Annotated in this window: 15 protein-coding genes; 9 read left to right on the plus strand and 6 right to left on the minus strand. The window is 49.2% G+C overall.

Annotation, left to right across the window (positions count from 1 at the left end; all coding sequences use genetic code 11):
- Nucleotides 1-92: 92 nt before the first annotated feature.
- Nucleotides 93-527, minus strand: a complete 435-nt coding sequence (locus Pan241w_RS13130; RefSeq protein WP_145216268.1) for a DUF2784 domain-containing protein — start codon at nt 525-527, stop codon at nt 93-95.
- Between the two features lie 343 nt (nt 528-870).
- Here Pan241w_RS13130 and Pan241w_RS13135 point away from each other — a divergent pair, with 343 nt between their 5' ends.
- From Pan241w_RS13135 to Pan241w_RS13145, 3 genes are all read left to right on the plus strand, one after another.
- Nucleotides 871-1,878, plus strand: coding sequence for a sensor histidine kinase (locus Pan241w_RS13135; protein ID WP_145216271.1), 1,008 nt, complete (start codon nt 871-873; stop codon nt 1,876-1,878).
- Complete coding sequence (locus Pan241w_RS13140) at nt 1,875-2,609, plus strand: response regulator transcription factor (protein ID WP_145216274.1); 735 nt, start codon at nt 1,875-1,877, stop codon at nt 2,607-2,609. The genes Pan241w_RS13135 and Pan241w_RS13140 overlap by 4 nt, the downstream gene beginning before the upstream one ends.
- 179 nt (nt 2,610-2,788) lie before the next feature.
- On the plus strand, nt 2,789-3,841 hold the full coding sequence (locus tag Pan241w_RS13145) for an acyl-CoA desaturase (RefSeq protein ID WP_232107444.1): 1,053 nt from the start codon (nt 2,789-2,791) through the stop codon (nt 3,839-3,841).
- Nucleotides 3,842-3,976: 135 nt separating this feature from the next.
- Here the strand turns inward: Pan241w_RS13145 and Pan241w_RS13150 are convergent, their stop codons facing one another.
- Both Pan241w_RS13150 and Pan241w_RS13155 read right to left on the minus strand, forming a co-directional pair.
- Complete coding sequence (locus tag Pan241w_RS13150; protein WP_145216279.1) at nt 3,977-4,606, minus strand: hypothetical protein; 630 nt, start codon at nt 4,604-4,606, stop codon at nt 3,977-3,979.
- A 72-nt stretch (nt 4,607-4,678) separates the two neighbouring features.
- Complete coding sequence (locus Pan241w_RS13155) at nt 4,679-6,004, minus strand: amidase (RefSeq protein ID WP_145216282.1); 1,326 nt, start codon at nt 6,002-6,004, stop codon at nt 4,679-4,681.
- Between the two features lie 424 nt (nt 6,005-6,428).
- Between Pan241w_RS13155 and dnaX the strand changes: the two genes are divergently transcribed.
- The 4 genes from dnaX to rpoN all read left to right on the plus strand — a co-directional run bounded on the left by dnaX (nt 6,429) and on the right by rpoN (nt 10,851).
- A complete protein-coding gene (gene dnaX, locus Pan241w_RS13160; RefSeq protein ID WP_145216285.1) occupies nt 6,429-8,225 on the plus strand; it encodes a DNA polymerase III subunit gamma/tau in 1,797 nt (598 codons plus the stop codon).
- Nucleotides 8,226-8,227: 2 nt separating this feature from the next.
- Nucleotides 8,228-8,581: a YbaB/EbfC family nucleoid-associated protein gene (locus Pan241w_RS13165; protein WP_145216288.1), complete on the plus strand. Its 354-nt coding sequence runs from the start codon at nt 8,228-8,230 to the stop codon at nt 8,579-8,581.
- A gap of 82 nt (nt 8,582-8,663) precedes the next feature.
- Nucleotides 8,664-9,290 carry a recombination mediator RecR gene (recR, locus tag Pan241w_RS13170; protein ID WP_145216291.1) on the plus strand — a complete coding sequence of 209 codons (627 nt, stop codon included), beginning with the start codon at nt 8,664-8,666 and terminating at the stop codon, nt 9,288-9,290.
- A gap of 70 nt (nt 9,291-9,360) precedes the next feature.
- A complete protein-coding gene (gene rpoN, locus Pan241w_RS13175; RefSeq protein WP_145216293.1) occupies nt 9,361-10,851 on the plus strand; it encodes an RNA polymerase factor sigma-54 in 1,491 nt (496 codons plus the stop codon).
- A 22-nt stretch (nt 10,852-10,873) separates the two neighbouring features.
- On the opposite strand, the gene Pan241w_RS13180 is transcribed toward rpoN, so the two are convergent.
- The 3 genes from Pan241w_RS13180 to Pan241w_RS13190 all read right to left on the minus strand — a co-directional run bounded on the left by Pan241w_RS13180 (nt 10,874) and on the right by Pan241w_RS13190 (nt 14,852).
- On the minus strand, nt 10,874-11,800 hold the full coding sequence (locus Pan241w_RS13180) for a thiamine-phosphate kinase (RefSeq protein WP_145216296.1): 927 nt from the start codon (nt 11,798-11,800) through the stop codon (nt 10,874-10,876).
- 212 nt (nt 11,801-12,012) lie between these two features.
- Complete coding sequence (locus tag Pan241w_RS13185) at nt 12,013-13,488, minus strand: trypsin-like peptidase domain-containing protein (RefSeq protein ID WP_232107445.1); 1,476 nt, start codon at nt 13,486-13,488, stop codon at nt 12,013-12,015.
- 266 nt (nt 13,489-13,754) lie between these two features.
- Nucleotides 13,755-14,852, minus strand: coding sequence for a tetratricopeptide repeat protein (locus Pan241w_RS13190; protein ID WP_145216299.1), 1,098 nt, complete (start codon nt 14,850-14,852; stop codon nt 13,755-13,757).
- A gap of 217 nt (nt 14,853-15,069) precedes the next feature.
- Here Pan241w_RS13190 and Pan241w_RS13195 point away from each other — a divergent pair, with 217 nt between their 5' ends.
- The gene (locus tag Pan241w_RS13195; RefSeq protein WP_198000506.1) at nt 15,070-16,380 is read left to right on the plus strand and encodes a hypothetical protein; all 1,311 of its coding nucleotides are present in this window, start codon (nt 15,070-15,072) and stop codon (nt 16,378-16,380) included.
- Nucleotides 16,381-16,509: 129 nt separating this feature from the next.
- Complete coding sequence (locus Pan241w_RS13200; RefSeq protein ID WP_198000507.1) at nt 16,510-17,610, plus strand: acyl-CoA dehydrogenase family protein; 1,101 nt, start codon at nt 16,510-16,512, stop codon at nt 17,608-17,610.
- Nucleotide 17,611: the final 1 nt, after the last annotated feature.

Consider the following 17,611-nt stretch of genomic DNA (forward strand, 5'->3'; position numbering starts at 1 on the left):
GCATTGTTTGCCTGCGAGTATAGGGCTTACCCGGATTTTACGAAATAGAGAAAAGAAAGGAAATGAGGTTCTCGGGGAAATGACGCCGAAAATCAGACTTCTTTTTCCGGTGTTTGTACAGGTTTTCGACGTGGTGGGGCGAGAAAAAAGGTAATTAGCACGAGGAGGCCGAATAAGGAGTAACAGAGGGTAAAAACCCATGGTTCGGCCTCCATGAACAGTGCGTTGTGGACCCAGGTGGCGATGAAATCACCTTGATAGCTGGCCTGCCCTGCTTGGTCGCGCAGCCATTTTTCCAGTGTGGTTAACGGGCAGATGACTCCCGTTAATGATTCAGCAACGACGAATAGAATTGAGACCAGATGGATCACCCGAAACTTGAAATTCCGTACCCAGTTCCAGCCAGAGAAGACACCGATCGTAATCAGAATCTGGCCGAATAAGACAAACATCACGAAAGCGAAATGAATGACGACGGTCGTGTCCGCACCGAGGCGATAGAGAAATTGTGTATCGTGGAAATTCATTCCAGAGTCCGGTTGCGTTGGATGAATTGAAAAAAAGATGAATTGTGATGCTGAAGAACTCGATTGCGTTCCTGCTTTTTAGAGACTTCAAAAAGGGGTAATATTCCCTAAATTAAACAACAAATTGAAAAAAAATGAGTCGAGGGAACTCAAGATAAATGAAGTTATGATGTTTGCCCGGTTTGTTCATACACTGCCGGTTTGTGATTCGATATACTAGAACCAGCGCTCCGGATGTCCCAGGCTGTATTTGAATTGGGGACGAGGGTGTGTGAAGACGATGGTTAACAAACGCAAAATTCTACCGTTCGCCATACAACGATTCCTTGGGAAGGAACAACTGATGTCACCAACAGGGCATCAACAACTCGATCATCACGACCCGGAAGGCGGTTCTGTTGGGGGAACGCCGTCTCGGTCAGGAAATCATAAAACCAGATTGCATTTAATGCGCAAAGTACGTAGTGGCCGATTACGGTTGCCGATCACATTAAGTGTGGTCCTGATGGTCATGAACGTTGCGCTGATGGTGTTCTGGATCATACTGGCAGCGCAGATTTACTGGTGGACTGCCCTGGCGATCGGTACGGTGGTGTTTGTGTTGATCCTGGTTGGTCTGTCTTTGTATCTCGTGTTGACGATCAAGGAAGTCCGTTTAAGTCAGCGACAGTCGGATTTTATTGATAGTGTGACCCATGAACTGAAAACGCCGATTGCTTCGATGAAATTGTATCTGGAAACGTTGCAGATGCGGTCGCTCTCCGAGGAAAAACGGGGCGAATTTTATTCGACAATGAAAACCGAACTGGAACGTCTGGATCACTTGATTTCCCAGTTGCTGGAAGTCAAACGTCTGGATGCACTGGGGATGGAAACGGACCCGGAAGATATACTGGTGGAGCCTTTAATCAAGCATTGTGCGCGTGTGGAATGTAACCGGAGACAGCTGGAAGTTGATCAAATTTTCGAGTTTGATATTGAGCCGGCGGTGATTCATACGCGGCGGATTTTGCTGGAAATGATCTTTCGAAACGTGATCGATAACGCGATCAAATATGGCGGCAGTAAGCCTGAAATTCAGGTACAGGTGCGCGTGAGTAAAGGTGGTCGTGTGATTACCCGTGTGATGGATAATGGTGAAGGTGTTGACCCAGAAATCCGCAAGGATATTTTCAAGATCTTTTACCGGGGAGAAAGTGAACTCGAACGACGCAAAACGGGCACGGGGCTGGGGCTGTATATCGTGCGGACACTGGTGCATTTACTGGGAGGGAAAGTGACCGTTCATGATCGACTGGATCAGCCGGGAAGTGTGTTTGCCATCGATTTGCCAGGGAGAGCCGAATCATGAAATTGCTGGTAGTCGAGGATGAACAGGCACTGGCGCAAGGCTTGAAATTTAACTTTGAGCAGGAAGGTTATACTGTCCTGACTGCCGAAGATGGCCCGACCGCGCTCAATTATTTTCGCGACTGTTATGAATCGGACAAGGACAACGTTGATCTGGTTGTACTGGATCTGATGCTGCCGGGGATGAGCGGCTATGAGATCGCCAAGGAGATTCGCCGAATCGATGAAGTGGTTCCGATTCTGGTTCTGAGTGCCCGGGAGTTGAGCGAAGACAAAGCGTATGCGTTTGATTGTGGCACCGATCAGTATATGACCAAGCCGTTTGCGTTACCCGAATTGCTCAGCCGCGTCAAAAATCTGTTGAAGCGAAAAAGTCTCGTACAGCCTGCTCCTGCTCCCACGAAAGCGCTGCCGCCTCTCTATCATTTTGGTAATGTGACGGTGGATTTTGAAGCGTTTGAAATCGAGGTGGACGGCGAACGCAAAAGCCTGACGAATCTCGAGTTACGGTTGCTCAAATACTTTATCGAACATGAAGGTATGGTGCTGACCCGCAGCCAGATTCTGGAGGATGTCTGGGGCGAACAATCGGCGTTTGTGACGACACGCACGATCGACAATTTTGTGCTACGGCTACGCAAGCTGGTTGAGAGTAATCCCGCCGAGCCTGTACACATCGTTTCTGTGCGCGGCGCCGGCTATCGCTTCATGCCGGAAGAGGCTTCCGAGTAGCTTTTTGTGAACAAGTGTGGCGATTTCTAAAGTGTTTTTTGCCAGAAAAGCCTTAAATTTTCGATTATTTGTGACTTTGACACAACTTTGACAATTATATGACGCTTACCAGACACCCGATTCCGACCTCATTGATAGAATTCCGCTGAAGTGTGGGAGTCAGTGAAACACTGATTCCCGTGAGTGACTTAATTCAGGCACCTAACTATTACAATGAGGGCATCATGTCGAGTGTCATTCTTGATCAACCAGCTGAGAAAAAAACAGCTTCGTCAACCCAGGCTGTGAAGTCAAAAAAGCGCGAAGAGCGTGAGCAGATCCTGGCCAAATTCCATAAAGAGAATTTGCGTTGGGGTAATGTGGATTGGGTGGTTTTGCTATGGATGGCCGGAATTCACATCGGCGCCGTGGCTGCCTTTTTCTTTATTTCCTGGCAGGCCGTTGTGACCTGTCTGGTTTTGCACTGGGCAACCGCCAGTATTGGCATCTGTCTGGGGTACCACCGTTATCTGTCACACAAATCATTTAAATTACGAGCCCCAGCGGAATTCTTTGTCTTGCTGTGTGGCGTGCTGTCCGGAGAAGGTTCGCCTTTGACTTGGGCTGCGACACACCGCCTGCATCATCAGAAATCAGACAAACACGGAGACCCCCACTCCCCTTTTGAGGGAACCTGGTGGTCGCATTTGCTGTGGTTGTTCGTTTATCGCAGCAAAGACATCAACGAAAAATTTGCAGAGCACTATATCCCCGATTTTAAAGACCGCCCGATGATTCAGTTCTTCGAAAAGACCTACCCCTTGTGGCTGGTCGCATCCGGTTTTGCGATGTACGGTGCCGGTTATGCCATGGGCGGTAACTATATGGGCTGGTCGATGCTGCTGTGGGGCCTGTGTGCCCGGATGGCCTTCGTTTACAACTCAACCTGGTTCGTGAATTCCGCAACTCATTTGTGGGGTTATCGTAACTATGAAACGACCGACCAATCCAAGAATCTGTGGTGGGTGGCGATCGTCGCTTACGGCGAAGGTTGGCACAACAATCATCACGCGCATCCTTCGGTTGCTCCTGCCGGTCACCGTAAATGGGAATTTGATATTACCTGGTGGTCGATCAAGCTGTTACGAGCTGTTGGACTGGCCTACGATGTCAACGATCGGATTCCTGAACGAAATGCGGAACCGGAAATCGATCCGGAGCCCGGCAAGAACGGGATTGTGGTCACCAAGTAAGTGGACCCGCTGAATTAAGTTTCCAAGCCATGACCGGTGAATGCCGGTCATGGCTTTTTTGTTGCCTTCAATAAAACAGGACTTGGGTAACAGGAAGTGCAAAAATCCCGAAGAGGACTGATGATGTTTGTTATTTTATGTTTCGATAATGATGAGGTCCGTTTTTTCGCGGATACAAAAATCAAGCCACTCCAGATAGTCCTTTCTTGCAGGTAAGACGATTTCATTCCATTCTTTTTGTTCTCTCTCAAGCATTTCGGGGGGGAGCCGTCCTACAGGTACAGGACATGACTCTTCATATGTTTCATCAAGGCAACCCTCTATGAGTTCTCGTTCTTTCTTGATTTCTTCTAATGTTAAGTGTCCTATGTTTTCATCATGTGGAGGAAAACCAAATGGAGGATTATAGTAGTCGTCTAAGAGGCTAGACTTGAGCCAGAGTGCGTCAATTGTGAGCGGACTTGTTAGCGAATCTCCTAAACCATCTAGTTCTGTTCCAAAAAGATCACATAGCCACCGAAATGGATTTATCAGGCAGCAATTAGATTCTTCAGGGCCGTCGCCGAGATTGAATATTTTTTTCATGATTTCTTCGTCATCTCGATAATACTCAACTTCTTCACTGGGGATTTCGTCATCGGGATTTAAGCCACTTTCCAGTTTAAGATCTTCGAGATAAAGTTGTACATATCCTTTCGCTTCTTTGACATCAAGATTCCTGATTGTTTCCAGATCGACTGAATATGCAGCTGTTGATCGACTCATTCTAAAGTCTTTCCTTGAACTATTGAGTATCTTATGCGGGGGTTTTAGTTGTTTGTATTACCGTAGATGCGTTTACGAAATCTGTTCCAGATAACCCGGCCGTAAGACGTCTTCGCACCATTGGGCGGCGAGCAAAAGATCGTCGAATTTGTCGGGGTGGCCTGTGATTTGAATCGCCAGCGGCAAGCCGGTTTCTGTGACTGCGACCGGGATCGAAATGGTTGGGAAGCCGGTCATGCTCCAGGGGGCGTTCATGCTGGGGTTGCCGGTTGTGGTGAGATCGGGGGCTGGTCCCAGAGTCGCTGGGGAAATCAGGATTTCCGCCCGCGCGAAGCACCGCCGCGTGACTTGTGAGATCAGATTTTGGTAGTCCAGGCAGGCCTCAAAACGTTCCTGGGAAACTTCCCTGCCTGCGTCGAGCACCTGGCTGATGGCGGGGCCGTAGAATTCCCTGTTCTGATCGTAGTCTTCCCCTAGATTCTGTACCATTTCATATTGCATCAGATTCAGGTGGTAATCGAGGATCGATTCAAATTCCGTCGGCAGTGGGCAGTCTCTAATGGGAGCACCGGCGGTTTCCAGTTTCGTGCGGACTGCTTTCAGTGCCTGTTGCATCGAGGCATCGGCCTTGCTCTCAAAGAAATCGGTCAACCAGCCAATGCGGGGCGCGTCGGTGACCGGTTCGATCAGCAGCGGCAGGTAGGTGGCCTGATCAGTCATACCGTCGAGTATAATGACCAGATCAGTGACGGTTTGCGCCAGCGGACCGATATGATCCAGATGCTGGGAAAGTAGGATTAGTCCCCGGCGATCGACCATACCGAAGGTCGGTTTCAGGCCAGCGACGCCGCAGAACGAAGCGGGACGGATAATTGAGCCTCCCGTTTGCGTTCCAACAGCAGCCAGGCACATGCCGGCTGCGACGGCGGCTGCGGAACCGCTGGAAGAGCCGCCGGGTGTGTGCTCCTGGTTCCAGGGATTCAGAGTGGGTGGCGGATCAAAACAGGCGAGTTGCGTGGTCTCGGTTTTGCCGGGGAAGATGGCCCCTTCCAGACGCAGATTTTCGACGATGGTTGCGTCTTGGGACGCTGGCGTTTTGCCACGCGTCTCCAGGCCGCCCCGGGTCGGCATGCCTTTGACGTCGATGATATCTTTGATGCCAACCGGGATGCCGTGTAACGGGCCTCTCCAGCGCCCTTGTTGTAATTCCTGATCGAGGTTGTCTGCCTGCTGGAAGGCGGCTTCACGGTCGAGGTAGGCCCAGGCGTGCAATACAGGCTCTTTTGCTTCGATATTCTGGAAGCAGCGTTCCAGAAGTTCGCGACAGGAGAGTTCGCGGGCTTTGATGGCCTGCTGAACGTGGGCTATGGTCTGGGGGGGCGTTTGGAACAGATTCATAATCGTTTTCTGATACGAGAGTTGGGAATATGACAGTATTTTGTGATTTTCGGCGATTCACAGCCGGAAATCAAATGGCAGTGGGTTGACGCTCGGAAAATTAGCTCCATAATGCATTGTTCACGCGTTGATTCGCACTTTATCAGGGGGCGAAATGCTGTCTCTGAGTATGGTGGGGTAGTCGTTGACCGGGTCAGATCTTAACCGAAGCAGCCCACAATGGTTTATCTCAGGTGTACGAGGAGGCAGCATTTCGCCCCTTTTTATTTCTATCGACTCATTCGACGATCTCGAAGCAAATCGAAACCACTCTCTCACTGGATAAACAGACCACAGTCACTTATTGTTAATGGTTATGCAATCTGTCGATTGTCGTTTGTGAATCACTTTTGCCTCATTTTGAGTTCGATGTCTGAAAACAAACATGTCTGAAAAAGCAATACAGTACACGGTGTTGGCCCGACGCTTTCGGCCACAAAACTTCTCGGAAGTCGTGGGCCAGGAAATGGTTGCCAAAGCGCTGCAAAATGCGATTCGCGCGGATCGAGTGGCGCATGCTTATTTATTTACCGGCGCACGGGGCGTAGGCAAAACCTCGATGGCCCGCATTCTGGCGAAAGCTTTAAACTGCCCGAATTCCCAGGATGGAATTCCCTGTGGCGAGTGTGAAGTCTGCCAGAATATCTCGGTAGGCAGCGATGTGGATGTACTGGAAATCGATGGTGCCTCTAACCGCGGGATCGATGATATTCGTTCGTTGAGAGCGAATGTGAATGTGCGGTCGATGCGATCAAAGTATAAGATTTATATCATCGACGAAGTGCATATGTTGACCAAAGAGGCGTTCAATGCCCTGTTAAAGACGCTGGAAGAACCGCCTCCGAATGTGAAGTTTATCTTCTGTACCACCGAGCCGAATAAGCTGCCTGATACGATTTTATCCCGCTGCCAGCGCTTTGATTTTGGCTATATTGAAGAGAACAGTATCTGCGATCGGCTGAAGCAGATTGCCGAAGCCGAGCAAGTCAGTGTGGCCGACGATGCGATTCAGCTTGTCGCCCGCCGTGCCGGCGGTTCCATGCGGGACAGTCAGTCAATTTTTGATCAACTGCTCTCATTTGGTGAATCGCATCTGACGGCAGAAAGTGTGCATCGGATCTTGGGAACCGCCAGTGATGAGCGGCTGATTGAGCTAATTGATGCCCTGATCGATCGCAAACGCGATGTCGCGTTGTCGCTGTTTGATGCGGCGTTGAATTCGGGAGTGCAGCTCAACGAATTCGTCGATCAATTACTGAATTATTTACGCGATTTATCAGTGGTCGCTACCGGGGCGAATGAGGTTACTCTGCTGGCCATTTCCGAAATCAATCGCGCCAGTTTGCAGAGACAGTCTGAGGCTTGGGGCATTCAGACATGTCTGGCAGCGTTTCAAATTCTGAATGAATCACGCAATAAGATGTTTCGCGCCAGTCATGGTCGCGCGCTGGTCGAACTGGCGTTAATTCGGATTTCTCTGCTGGAAGATCTGGACCAGTTATGTGCCTTTATTTCTTCTGCCGGAAAGCTGCCTGCTGTCGCGCCTGCCTCGCGGCCTCCTCAACAACAGGCACCTCAAACAAGTCCGCCGGCGATTTCAGCGCCCCCCTCTGCTGCTCCTGCTGTTGAGACGAGTCCCGTCGCTCCCGATCAAAAAAAAATTGAAAAAAAAAATGAAAATCAATCGGTTGTAGCGTCAAATTCAATTGAAAGCCCTTCTTCTCCTCGGGAGCTGGTTCCATTTCGTGCAGGGATGGAAAGTTTATTGTTGACACAACTTGTTGAAGATGCAGAGGATACTCTTAAGGGCTCTTTGAAGGGAGTGGAGTCAATAGCAATTTCTGGGCCGAAACAGCTGGATTTACAATTCTCCAAGAGCTATAATTTTGCGAAACAGTATTGTGAGCGTCCCGAAATGTTATCCCGACTGGAACGCTCACTGGAGAATGTGACGGGGGAGCGGATTAAAATCCGTCTGACGGTGAAAGAGCCCGCAACTTCGTCCGACAATTCAGAAGAGAAACCAAGCAAGCCTTCGATGGCACAAAAACGAGCTGAGCAACGCGATTTAGCGCCCGAATCAGACGTTTTTTTGCAGGAAGCACTTTCGGTATTTAATGCTCAGAGCGTGCGAGTCGAGGTTTTGAAAATGCAAACAGAAGATAAAAAAGAGGAATCGTGACCATGTTCAAAGGACTGGGAAATATTGCCGGCATGATGAAACAGTTTTCAGAAATGCAGGGCAAAATGCAGGAAATGCAGGACAAACTGGGGCAGCTTCGTTTTGAAGGTTCTGCCGGTGGTGGGATGGTCAATGTAGAAGCGAACGGCCAGCAGAAAATATTGGGTTGTAAGATCGATCAAACTCTGTTCGATAGTGGTGATAAGGAGATGATAGAAGATCTGCTGATTGCTGCGACGAATCAGGCTTTGGATAAAGCTCGTGAAGGTGCTGCTGAAGAGATGGCACAAATCACGGGGGGAATGAATATTCCGGGACTGGAAGAAGCATTGTCAAAATTCAATCCGAATGCTTAGCGCGTTACTTTCCTGTTTCAAGCTTTCAGACCTACCTGCTGCTACGGGTCTGGCGTTCTTCAGTTTTTAAAGAGTCAATGTTATGTCGTCACGTGGAAGAGAGAGCCAGTCTCATCCTTATGGTTCCAGTGTGGGGCAACTGATTGATCAGTTTGCTACGCTTCCCGGTATCGGTCGTAAATCAGCCGAGCGTCTTGCGCATTATATTTTGTCGGTCCCGGAGCCCAAAGCACGTCTACTGGCTGATGCCATTCTGGCGGTCAAGCAGTCAGTGCGTCCCTGTTCGGTTTGTTACAATCTTACGGAAAATGAAGTCTGTAGTATCTGCTCAGATTCCCGGCGTGATAAAAAGCTGGTGTGCGTGGTGGAGCAACCTCGCGATGTGGTTTCACTGGAAGCAACCAGTTCCTTTCAAGGCGTTTATCATGTTTTGCAAGGTCGGATCTCTCCCCTGGAAGGGGTTGGTCCAGAGAATCTGACGATTGACGCGCTGGTCCGCCGTGTGAGGCAAGAGGGTGTCACCGAAATTATCATGGCAACGAATCCGACGCTCGAAGGGGATGGAACGGCCTTGTATATTTCTAACCTGCTGGAAAATGAAAATGTCGAAATAACCAGACTGGCCCGGGGAATCGCCTCCGGAAGTGTGCTAGAGTTTGCTAATAAAGAGATGCTGTCCGATGCACTACAGGGACGGCAACGTTTTTAAGAGGCCTCGGTTTTCATTTGTTTTCACTTTTAATAAATACGACAACGATGAGTATGGATTCGGATAATACATGCATCTGAATATTTCCCAACAAATGAAACTGGGCCAGCAGATGAAGCTGGCTCCCCGAATGATCCAGTCGATGGAGATTTTGCAGCTCCCTTTACAGGCGCTGGAAGAACGGATCGACCAGGAACTGGCTGAGAATGTCTGTCTGGAGCGTATTAGTGACAACGAAAATACGCCCGATACCGAATCGGAGTTGATGCGGGATCAGGCGAATGCGGAGTCCAACAGCTCTGAACTCGATGAAAAAGAAATGGTTGCCGGCAGCGAGCAGAATAACGAGTCGGACTTTGAACGCTTGCTGGAGATGGCCGAGCAGTGGCCTGAAGACAATGTGACTTCTGCCACGAAGCCGTCTTCGAACCGCATCAGCGATGATATGGATCGCAGTAACGACGCGATTGCAAATATTTCTGAACGTCAGCAGACTTTGAATGAATATTTGCTGGAGCAATTTCATTACTTCAACTGTCCTGCAGAAATTAAGGACTTTGGTGAGTATCTGATTCAGAATCTGGATCATAACGGCCGGTTGCAAAGTTCCTTGCCTGAGATCGTGCAGGTTTACGGCAAACACATTACTCAAGAGCAGGCTGAAGAGGCTTTGCAACTGATTCAGAAATGCGATCCCCCGGGGGTCGGTGCCCGGGATTTGAAGGAATGCTTACTGCTCCAGTTGAAACCGGATGCACCGTTCCGGGATGTGTTGGTGACTCTGATTTCCTCGCACTTGGAAGATCTGGGACAGAATCGGTTGCCGGTGATTCAGCGTAAAACCGGTTATTCTATTGATACGATCAAAAACGCGATGTCCTATTTGCGTTATCTGGATCCGTTTCCCGGACGTGGTTTTGAATCAGAACCGGTCTTGAAAGTGACGCCGGATGTTTTTGTCAAACTTGATGAAAACGGAAAGTATGTCGTTGAGTTGGAAAATGAATATACGCCTCCGCTGCGTATCAGTCGGCGGTATGCCCAGTTGTTACGAAACAAAACCGACGATCAGACCAAGGACTATATCAAGAAAAAAATTGATGCCGCGAAATGGTTGATCGAGGCCATTGAACAGCGTCACAGTACCTTAAAACGTGTGGCGCAGGCGATTGTCGATTTTCAGACTGATTTTCTGGATAACGGTCCCGAGCATATTGTGCCTTTGAAGATGCAGCAGATTGCTGATGTGGTCGGCGTGCACGTGACGACGGTTTCTCGAGCCGTCGATGATAAATGGATTCAGACGCCACGAGGCTTGTACCCGCTCAAACGGTTCTTTGGAGGAGGCACGAAAACCTCTGAAGGAGAAGACGTGGCCTGGGGCATCATTCGCCTGAAGCTCAAAGAGATCATCGATGCGGAAGATAAGAATAAGCCTCTCAGCGATGATGCCCTTGTGGAAGCACTGTCCAAAGAAGGCTACAATCTGGCACGTCGAACCGTGACAAAATATCGCAAGGCAATGAATATTCCTTCCTCACGGCAACGTCGCGAATATTAAGCCCGGTGCTCCCCTGCTCTGTTTAGAGCTCGTGTTTCCAGCCTGAGTCTTCCAGGGAAGTTTGAGAACCGTCGGGGTGTTGAAGAAAGGCGGTTTGTCTGCTGGTGACTTCTCCGATATGCGTCAATTTGATCGAGAGCGGATTTTGATTGAGTAACTGTTTTCCATCTTCGGGAGAAACCGTAAACAGCAGTTCGAAGTCCTCGCCGTCAGAGAGCGCATGCTGCAGGCGAGTTTGTTTTGGCTCATCGGCTGAGATCCTGTTGCTGATCGGAATCGTAGTGGCATCCAGAATCGCACCGACGTTGGATTCGCGGAGAATGTGATTGAGATCAGAGGCGAGACCATCGCTGATATCAATCATCGAATGGAGGGAGACTGTCTGGTTCAGGGTCGAGGCTTCATGGATACGCGGAGTAAATGAAAGATGGTGGTCCGGCAGACTGCCACCTAATTCACCCGTCACGAAGATCCAGTCGCCGGGCATGGCACCGGGACGTTTGACGGACTTGGATTGAGGGGCTGTCCCGATGATGGCGACATTGATTACCAAAGGGCCGTCCCAACTGTTTGTGTCGCCGCCAATCAGTTGGATTTGAAATTCTTTTGCGAGATTGATGATCCCCTGCATGACGGCCTTCGCAAATTCCGGGCCTTTTGATTTCGGCAAGGCGAGGCTGATGAGAGCCGAGTGAGGCTGTCCTGCCATCGCGGCGATATCACTTAAATTCACAGCCAATGCTTTACGACCGGCCCGTTCAGGCGTTGCTGGTGGGAAGGTGAAGTGGGTGCCTTCCATCAGCATGTCTGTTGCAAATAACATTTCACTGTTCAGGGGTGGCTGCAGAATGGCAGTGTCGTCACCAATGCCGATGAGATTCGCTTTTGAGTTAGGGCATTGCTCACGAATCCATTGAATGAGATCAAATTCATGAAATGAGGGGGCCATGCGATTAGTCTCTGTATCGACAGAAATCAGGGGTGAATGTAATTACCGGAGTGTAAGATAATTAAGGGTATCATAGCAGGCAACGCTTGTTTTTGGCGAGTCTCAGAGGTCGCTGGATTTTGTAGTCGTTCGTATAGATAGAAAGAGCCCGGCACACATCAAAAAGATATGTGTCGGGCTGATGGATCAGTTTGATAAACTGAATGATGGATCTAGGGTGTGCCGGTGAGGTTCAGCGGCAGATGTCCGTAAAGGGTTTCGTTCTTACGGAGAATGTAAAACTTGAGCGGGTTAAAAGTGGGAAGTTTTGAGTTGCTCAGCACATAAGAGATGTTACTGAGATTCACTGTTTCCCAAATATGAAGCCCGACCAGAATATCGCCTCTTCGCATTCCGTTCATGGCGGCAGGGCTTTGTGGGCGAACTTCTTCAATCAGCATGCCACCCTCATAGCGTGGGTTGAGCATGTGTTTTTGAGCTTCTGTAATTTTCGTAATACGAATCCCGAGGACTTCCCAGGTCTTTTCAAGAGTCGGGTCGTTCGAGATTTCATTGTTTTGTGCTCGTACAATGGGAGCACTCACAGGTGTTGTGCGGGCAACCGTGGTGGAGTCGGCCAGTGTGATTTGAACTGACTGAGTTTTCTCGTCGCGTCGAATCAGAAGATCAATCGTATCGCCTGGCTTGTGTCCCATGAAGGCACGTTCCAGGTCGGCACGGTCTACGACATTCACAGAACCGGCTTTCATGACGATGTCGTCTTTTTTGAGTCCTGATTTTTCTGCAGGACTGTCTTTCGCGGGGTTACCGAGCACCAGCATCTGCTTGTCACCCTGTTTGATGTCATTGGCCAAAATGCCATGGTATGTGTGATCGATTAACTCGGTGCTGATCAAGTCGGCGATGATTTTTCGTGCGTCATCAATGGGAATTGCAAAACCGATTCGTTGGGCACCGGCTCGGATCGCAACGTTGATGCCGACGACTTCCCCGTCCAGATTCAGCAAGGGGCCGCCACTGTTACCGGGGTTGATACTGGCATCGGTCTGGATTAGATTTTTGTATGATTGCTTTTCGTTGACTTCGACATCGCGAGACAGCGAACTGATAATTCCGGAAGTCACGCTATGTTCGTATCCAAATGCGTTTCCGACTGCGATGACGGTTTCCCCCAGCATTAAATCTGATGAGGTTCCCGGCGGCATCACAGTGAGTTTCTTCGTCGGATTGATTTTGATGATCGCCAGATCTTCGCTCTGGTTCGAAGAAATGATCCGCGCGTTGTAGGTGCTGCCATCCATCATGGTCACGCGGAGTGAATCGACTCCATCAATGACATGATGATTGGTGACAATATACCCTCGGGGATCAACAATGATTCCTGTGCCCATGCCATTGACTTTTCGGCTTTTTCCGGAGCCGAATAGCGAATCTTCTGTACGTGCGGTTTTCTCACTGTGGATATTGACCACAGAAGTTTTAGCACGTTCAATAGCGCGAACCAGGGGTGTTTTGCGTACATCGGACGCTATACTGTTCTCGCAGAATGCACCTAAGCCTGTGACAAGCATCATGGTGCACAGTGTGAGTTTATAAAAGCACTTAATCATTCGGTGGCTCAGTTCATCGAGGTGGCGGTGCGATTGCTCGCGTGTCCTAGTTCCATCTACCGACCGGAGACGATCCATCAATGCTCCGTAGAACTGGATATCGGAATGAACTCTTTTGTGGCTTAATCATGAACGCACTCTCTGTAATAGTTTACCTAGTTGACAGGGCGTCAGAATGGGTAAAGTGTATCGATTGTGCGGCTGGATATTTCAGCAATTTAAATGTGCAAATGAAAATGTCTCATGAAATAATGTTAAGAAGAGTCTGCGAAACCGTGATGAGTGTCAATTTTGCGTAAGTGGAGCCCTGAACTCATCCTGAGAGGGGCTACTTGAGTTGAATTTTACAGTTTCTTGAAAATCTCAAGTTTCTTTTTCAATTCATTTTTTTGATCTGTGGGTGCTTTTTGAATTGCCTGCGTGAGGGTTTTCACTGCTAAATCCATTTGCTGGTTTTCACGATAGGCCGTTGCCAGTGTATCGAGCATATTCCAGTCAGCCGACCGAGTGAGCTCGCAAGCTTGTTCAGCATGTGTCACTGCTACTTTGGGATCATGGTACTTCGTATCAGGACAAGTGGCAAAGAGCCAGGCTAAGTCATTATGCGCTGTTGCTGAGACGGGATTGAGCTCCAGTGCTCTCTGATAGTCCTTGATGGCTGATTCGAACTGTTGCCTCTGTTCCCAGAGTGAAGCCCGATTGCTGAATACTTCGGATACGAATTTGTTGACTTTGATCGCCTGATTAAAATCCTGGAGCGACCGATCGAGTTGATTCAGGTCGCGATACACAATTCCTCGCGCGTTCAGTGCCGAGACCATTTGGGGGTTCAGTCGAATTGCCTCGTTAAAGTCAGCGATCGCTTTCTGCGGCTGGTTGTTTTCAAAGTAAATTAAGCCTCGGATATGAAATGCGTTGGCGCTCGAGGGATTGAGCTGAATGGCCTGGTTCAGGTCTGCCAGTGCTTTCGCGTACTCCCCTTTCAGACGCTGGATGTTTCCCCGGTTTACATAAATATGTGGGTTGTCTGTCTTGAGTTTGAGCGCTGCATCAAAATCAGAGAGAGCCTGGTCATTTTTTTTGAGAACCAGAAAAGCGATCCCTCTCAGGTGATAGCGTTCGGCCGTCGGTTCTGTTTTCAAAGCCTCATTTAAGAACTGGATCAGTTCTTCGGGAGATCGGACATCGGTTTGTTTGATCCAGCCACCTAGTAAAGGAATCCAGAGCCACTCCTTATTGTTTTGTGTAATCAGAACGACTTCACCAGGATTGACTTTCTGCAGCGTACCGCCACTGGTTTTGATTTCCGCATCTTTTGCTGTCACGATTTTGATGCGGGGCTGTATTTTCGGGGCTTCTGCACCAAAAGCGGAAACTGAACAAAAAGCCATTTCGCAGATGAGTAAAACCAGCAGTGGATGAGTTTTGAATTGAGTTGGCATTAGACAAGATCCCGAATTGACTAACGATCAAAATTCGTTGATTTGTTAGTTTTTCGATATAAGTGATATATTTCGTAGAATTCCTATGTTAACATGTTATCCTATAGGCTCGTACAACACTTTCCCAAACTAAAGGGAATTTGAAAACGGAAATTTTCAATTTATTCGTATCAGGAAGTTCAAAACAGCGATGAGGGGGAAGAAAGTGATACAATTGATGAGAGTACTGTGTGCTGTGTTGGCCATCGTGATGGCTGGCTCCACGGTCCAGGCTGGGAAATGCAAATCTCAGCAATGTTGTGTGAGCGCGGCACCTTGTCTGAGCGGTTGTAATCCGTGTGCGACGATGGCCTGCAAGCCCGTCTGTCAGACCGTTGAGCGAACTGTGATGGTTCCTGAAATGGTAACAGAAATGCGGAAGATCAAATGTACCGCTTACCGAGCTGAAACCCGTCAGCGGGATATCACAATTTATGAACGCGTTCCGGAAACGCGGGAAGTCACGCAGACCTTCACCGTGATGCGTCCGGAAACACGCACTCGCATGGAAAAATATATTGCCTGCAAGCCGGTCTGGAAGACTTCGCAGAAGACTTACACCGTCAACGTGCCTTACTATGAAACACGTACCGGAACACGTCAGGTCAAAAAAACATTCTGGAAAGACGTCACGCAGGAATACACGGTTAACGTTCCTTACACGGAAAAGCGAACCGGAACACGTCAGGTCCAGAAGGTGGTCATGAAAGATGTCGTTCAGGAATATTGTGTGAATGTTCCTTACACGGAAAAGCGTCAGGGCACACGGACTGTAATGAAATGTGTTCCTGTCAAACGCTATCGTACGGTTTGTGAAGATCAAGGCCACTGGGAAGATCGTCCGATCAAAGCGGCCTGCCCTGCTCCAGCCTGTGATAATTGCGGAAACTGTGGCGACTGCTGCCAGACGGCCTGTGCTCCTGTTTGCACTCAGCGGGTCTGGGTTCCTAAAATCGTACAGAAGAAAGTCGAATATACTTCGTACCAGCAGCAGTGCGAGCAGGTACCGTATACGTATGAAGTGCGACTGTGCAAGCCGGAAAAACGAACTCGCACTGTGAAAGTCTGCGAGACCGTTTGTGTACCTGAAAAATACACATATGAAGTTCAGCTTTGCAAACCCGAAAAACGGACGCGTACGATGAAAGTCTGCGAAGTCAAATGCGTTCCGCAAGAGTATACCTATCAGGTTAAACTTTGTAAGCAGGAAACACGAACCTGCGATGTCAAAGTCTGCTCTTATGTCAAAGAAGAAAAAACGCGTGAAGTCAACTACACGGTTTGTGTGCCTGAGCAAAAAACGTGTACTCGCAAGATTACTGTTTGTAAGCGGGTACCCAAGGTTGTCAAGCAGAATTATACGGTTTGTGTACCTTACACCGTTGAGAAAGAAGTTCCTGTTCAGGTTTGTCGGCAGGTTGCCAGAAAAGTCCTGGTACAGGTTCCCGTCTGCTCTGCTTGTGAAACAGGCTGCTCAAAGTGTAAATAAGTAACAATGTGAAGAACGCTTCTTCGTTCTCCATAGTCAGAGACAAGCCTCATACTTTCGGGTATGAGGCTTTTTTTATAAACTGACTATCAGAGGAAACTGATTTTCGCTTTTTTAATGAGAAACCTGATGTCCGAATTTTCTTCGCAGTTCAATAAACCTGTTCGCTTCACAGACGATTTCGAGCGTTTAATTAAGAACATTTCCCAGCTGGCTGAAAGCAGCGATACAGAGCATCTCTGGCCTGCGGAATCGTGGGATGCCATCAAGCAGGCGGGAGTCCTGGGCTGGAACGTGCCGCTGGAATTTGGCGGAGCCGACTTGAATTCGGTCGAGATGACCTACGGCTATATCAGGCTCGCCGAAGCCTGTTTAACCACAACGTTTGTGCTGACTCAGTTCAACGCGGCCTGTCAGCGGATCAACTGGTCTGAAGATCAAGCATTAAAAGCCCGGGTCTTCAACGAGTTGGTCTCGGGAACCAAATTTGCTACGGTGGGCATCTCACATTTAACCACCTCGCGTCAGCATCTCAGCAAGCCGACGGTGACCGCTGAGAAGACTTCAAACGGTTGGAATCTGGATGGCTTTGTTCCCTGGGTAACGGGCGCCGTGAAAGCAGATTACATTGTGACCGGTGGTGTCTGTGAAGATGCGACGCAAATCCTGGGGCTCGTCAGTACCGACCTCGATGGCGTCGAACCACAGCCTCCGATTGAAATGCTCTCGATGACAGGCTCGCAGACAGGAGCCGTCAAACTCAATCGGGTGACCATTCCCGCTGAATGTCTGATCGCCGGCCCCGTCGAAAAAGTAATGAAGCGGCCCGACGGTCAGGGAGGCGCCGGCTCGCTCACCACATCCGCACTCGCACTGGGTGTTGCCAGTCGCGCCATCATGAAACTGGAAGAAGAAACTGAAAAACGACCCGATCTGCAGGAAATATTCAACCCGCTGCAGGCCGAGTATCAAGGCATTTTTGATGAGATGTTTGAAACTCTTACAGCGGGAACCTTGAACGGTTCGATTTCCGAGAAGATTCGCCAGCAATCAAACTCGCTGGTCCTCCGCGCTTCGCAGGCCTTATTGGCAGCCGTGAAAGGCGCCGGCTTTGTCAAAGGGCACCCCGCCGAGCGTGCCATTCGCGAAGCGATGTTCTTCCTCGTCTGGTCCTGTCCACAGCCGGTGGTCCATGCCAATATGAAAGAGTTCGCCTGCGTGCTCGACTGAG

It is taken from the genome of Gimesia alba (assembly GCF_007744675.1).
GTDB classification, from domain to species: domain Bacteria; phylum Planctomycetota; class Planctomycetia; order Planctomycetales; family Planctomycetaceae; genus Gimesia; species Gimesia alba.

Bases quoted from the DNA above. Each gene is read 5' to 3' on its own strand.
- Pan241w_RS13190 (WP_145216299.1), bottom strand. From the start codon at position 14,852: ATGCCAACTCAATTCAAAACTCATCCACTGCTGGTTTTACTCATCTGC.
- recR (WP_145216291.1), top strand. From the start codon at position 8,664: ATGTCGTCACGTGGAAGAGAGAGCCAGTCTCATCCTTATGGTTCCAGT.
- Pan241w_RS13195 (WP_198000506.1), top strand. From the start codon at position 15,070: ATGAGAGTACTGTGTGCTGTGTTGGCCATCGTGATGGCTGGCTCCACG.
- Pan241w_RS13155 (WP_145216282.1), bottom strand. From the start codon at position 6,004: ATGAATCTGTTCCAAACGCCCCCCCAGACCATAGCCCACGTTCAGCAG.
- dnaX (WP_145216285.1), top strand. From the start codon at position 6,429: ATGTCTGAAAAAGCAATACAGTACACGGTGTTGGCCCGACGCTTTCGG.
- Pan241w_RS13135 (WP_145216271.1), top strand. From the start codon at position 871: ATGTCACCAACAGGGCATCAACAACTCGATCATCACGACCCGGAAGGC.
- Pan241w_RS13165 (WP_145216288.1), top strand. From the start codon at position 8,228: ATGTTCAAAGGACTGGGAAATATTGCCGGCATGATGAAACAGTTTTCA.
- Pan241w_RS13150 (WP_145216279.1), bottom strand. From the start codon at position 4,606: ATGAGTCGATCAACAGCTGCATATTCAGTCGATCTGGAAACAATCAGG.
- rpoN (WP_145216293.1), top strand. From the start codon at position 9,361: ATGCATCTGAATATTTCCCAACAAATGAAACTGGGCCAGCAGATGAAG.
- Pan241w_RS13180 (WP_145216296.1), bottom strand. From the start codon at position 11,800: ATGGCCCCCTCATTTCATGAATTTGATCTCATTCAATGGATTCGTGAG.
- Pan241w_RS13185 (WP_232107445.1), bottom strand. From the start codon at position 13,488: ATGGATCGTCTCCGGTCGGTAGATGGAACTAGGACACGCGAGCAATCG.
- Pan241w_RS13200 (WP_198000507.1), top strand. From the start codon at position 16,510: ATGTCCGAATTTTCTTCGCAGTTCAATAAACCTGTTCGCTTCACAGAC.
- Pan241w_RS13130 (WP_145216268.1), bottom strand. From the start codon at position 527: ATGAATTTCCACGATACACAATTTCTCTATCGCCTCGGTGCGGACACG.
- Pan241w_RS13140 (WP_145216274.1), top strand. From the start codon at position 1,875: ATGAAATTGCTGGTAGTCGAGGATGAACAGGCACTGGCGCAAGGCTTG.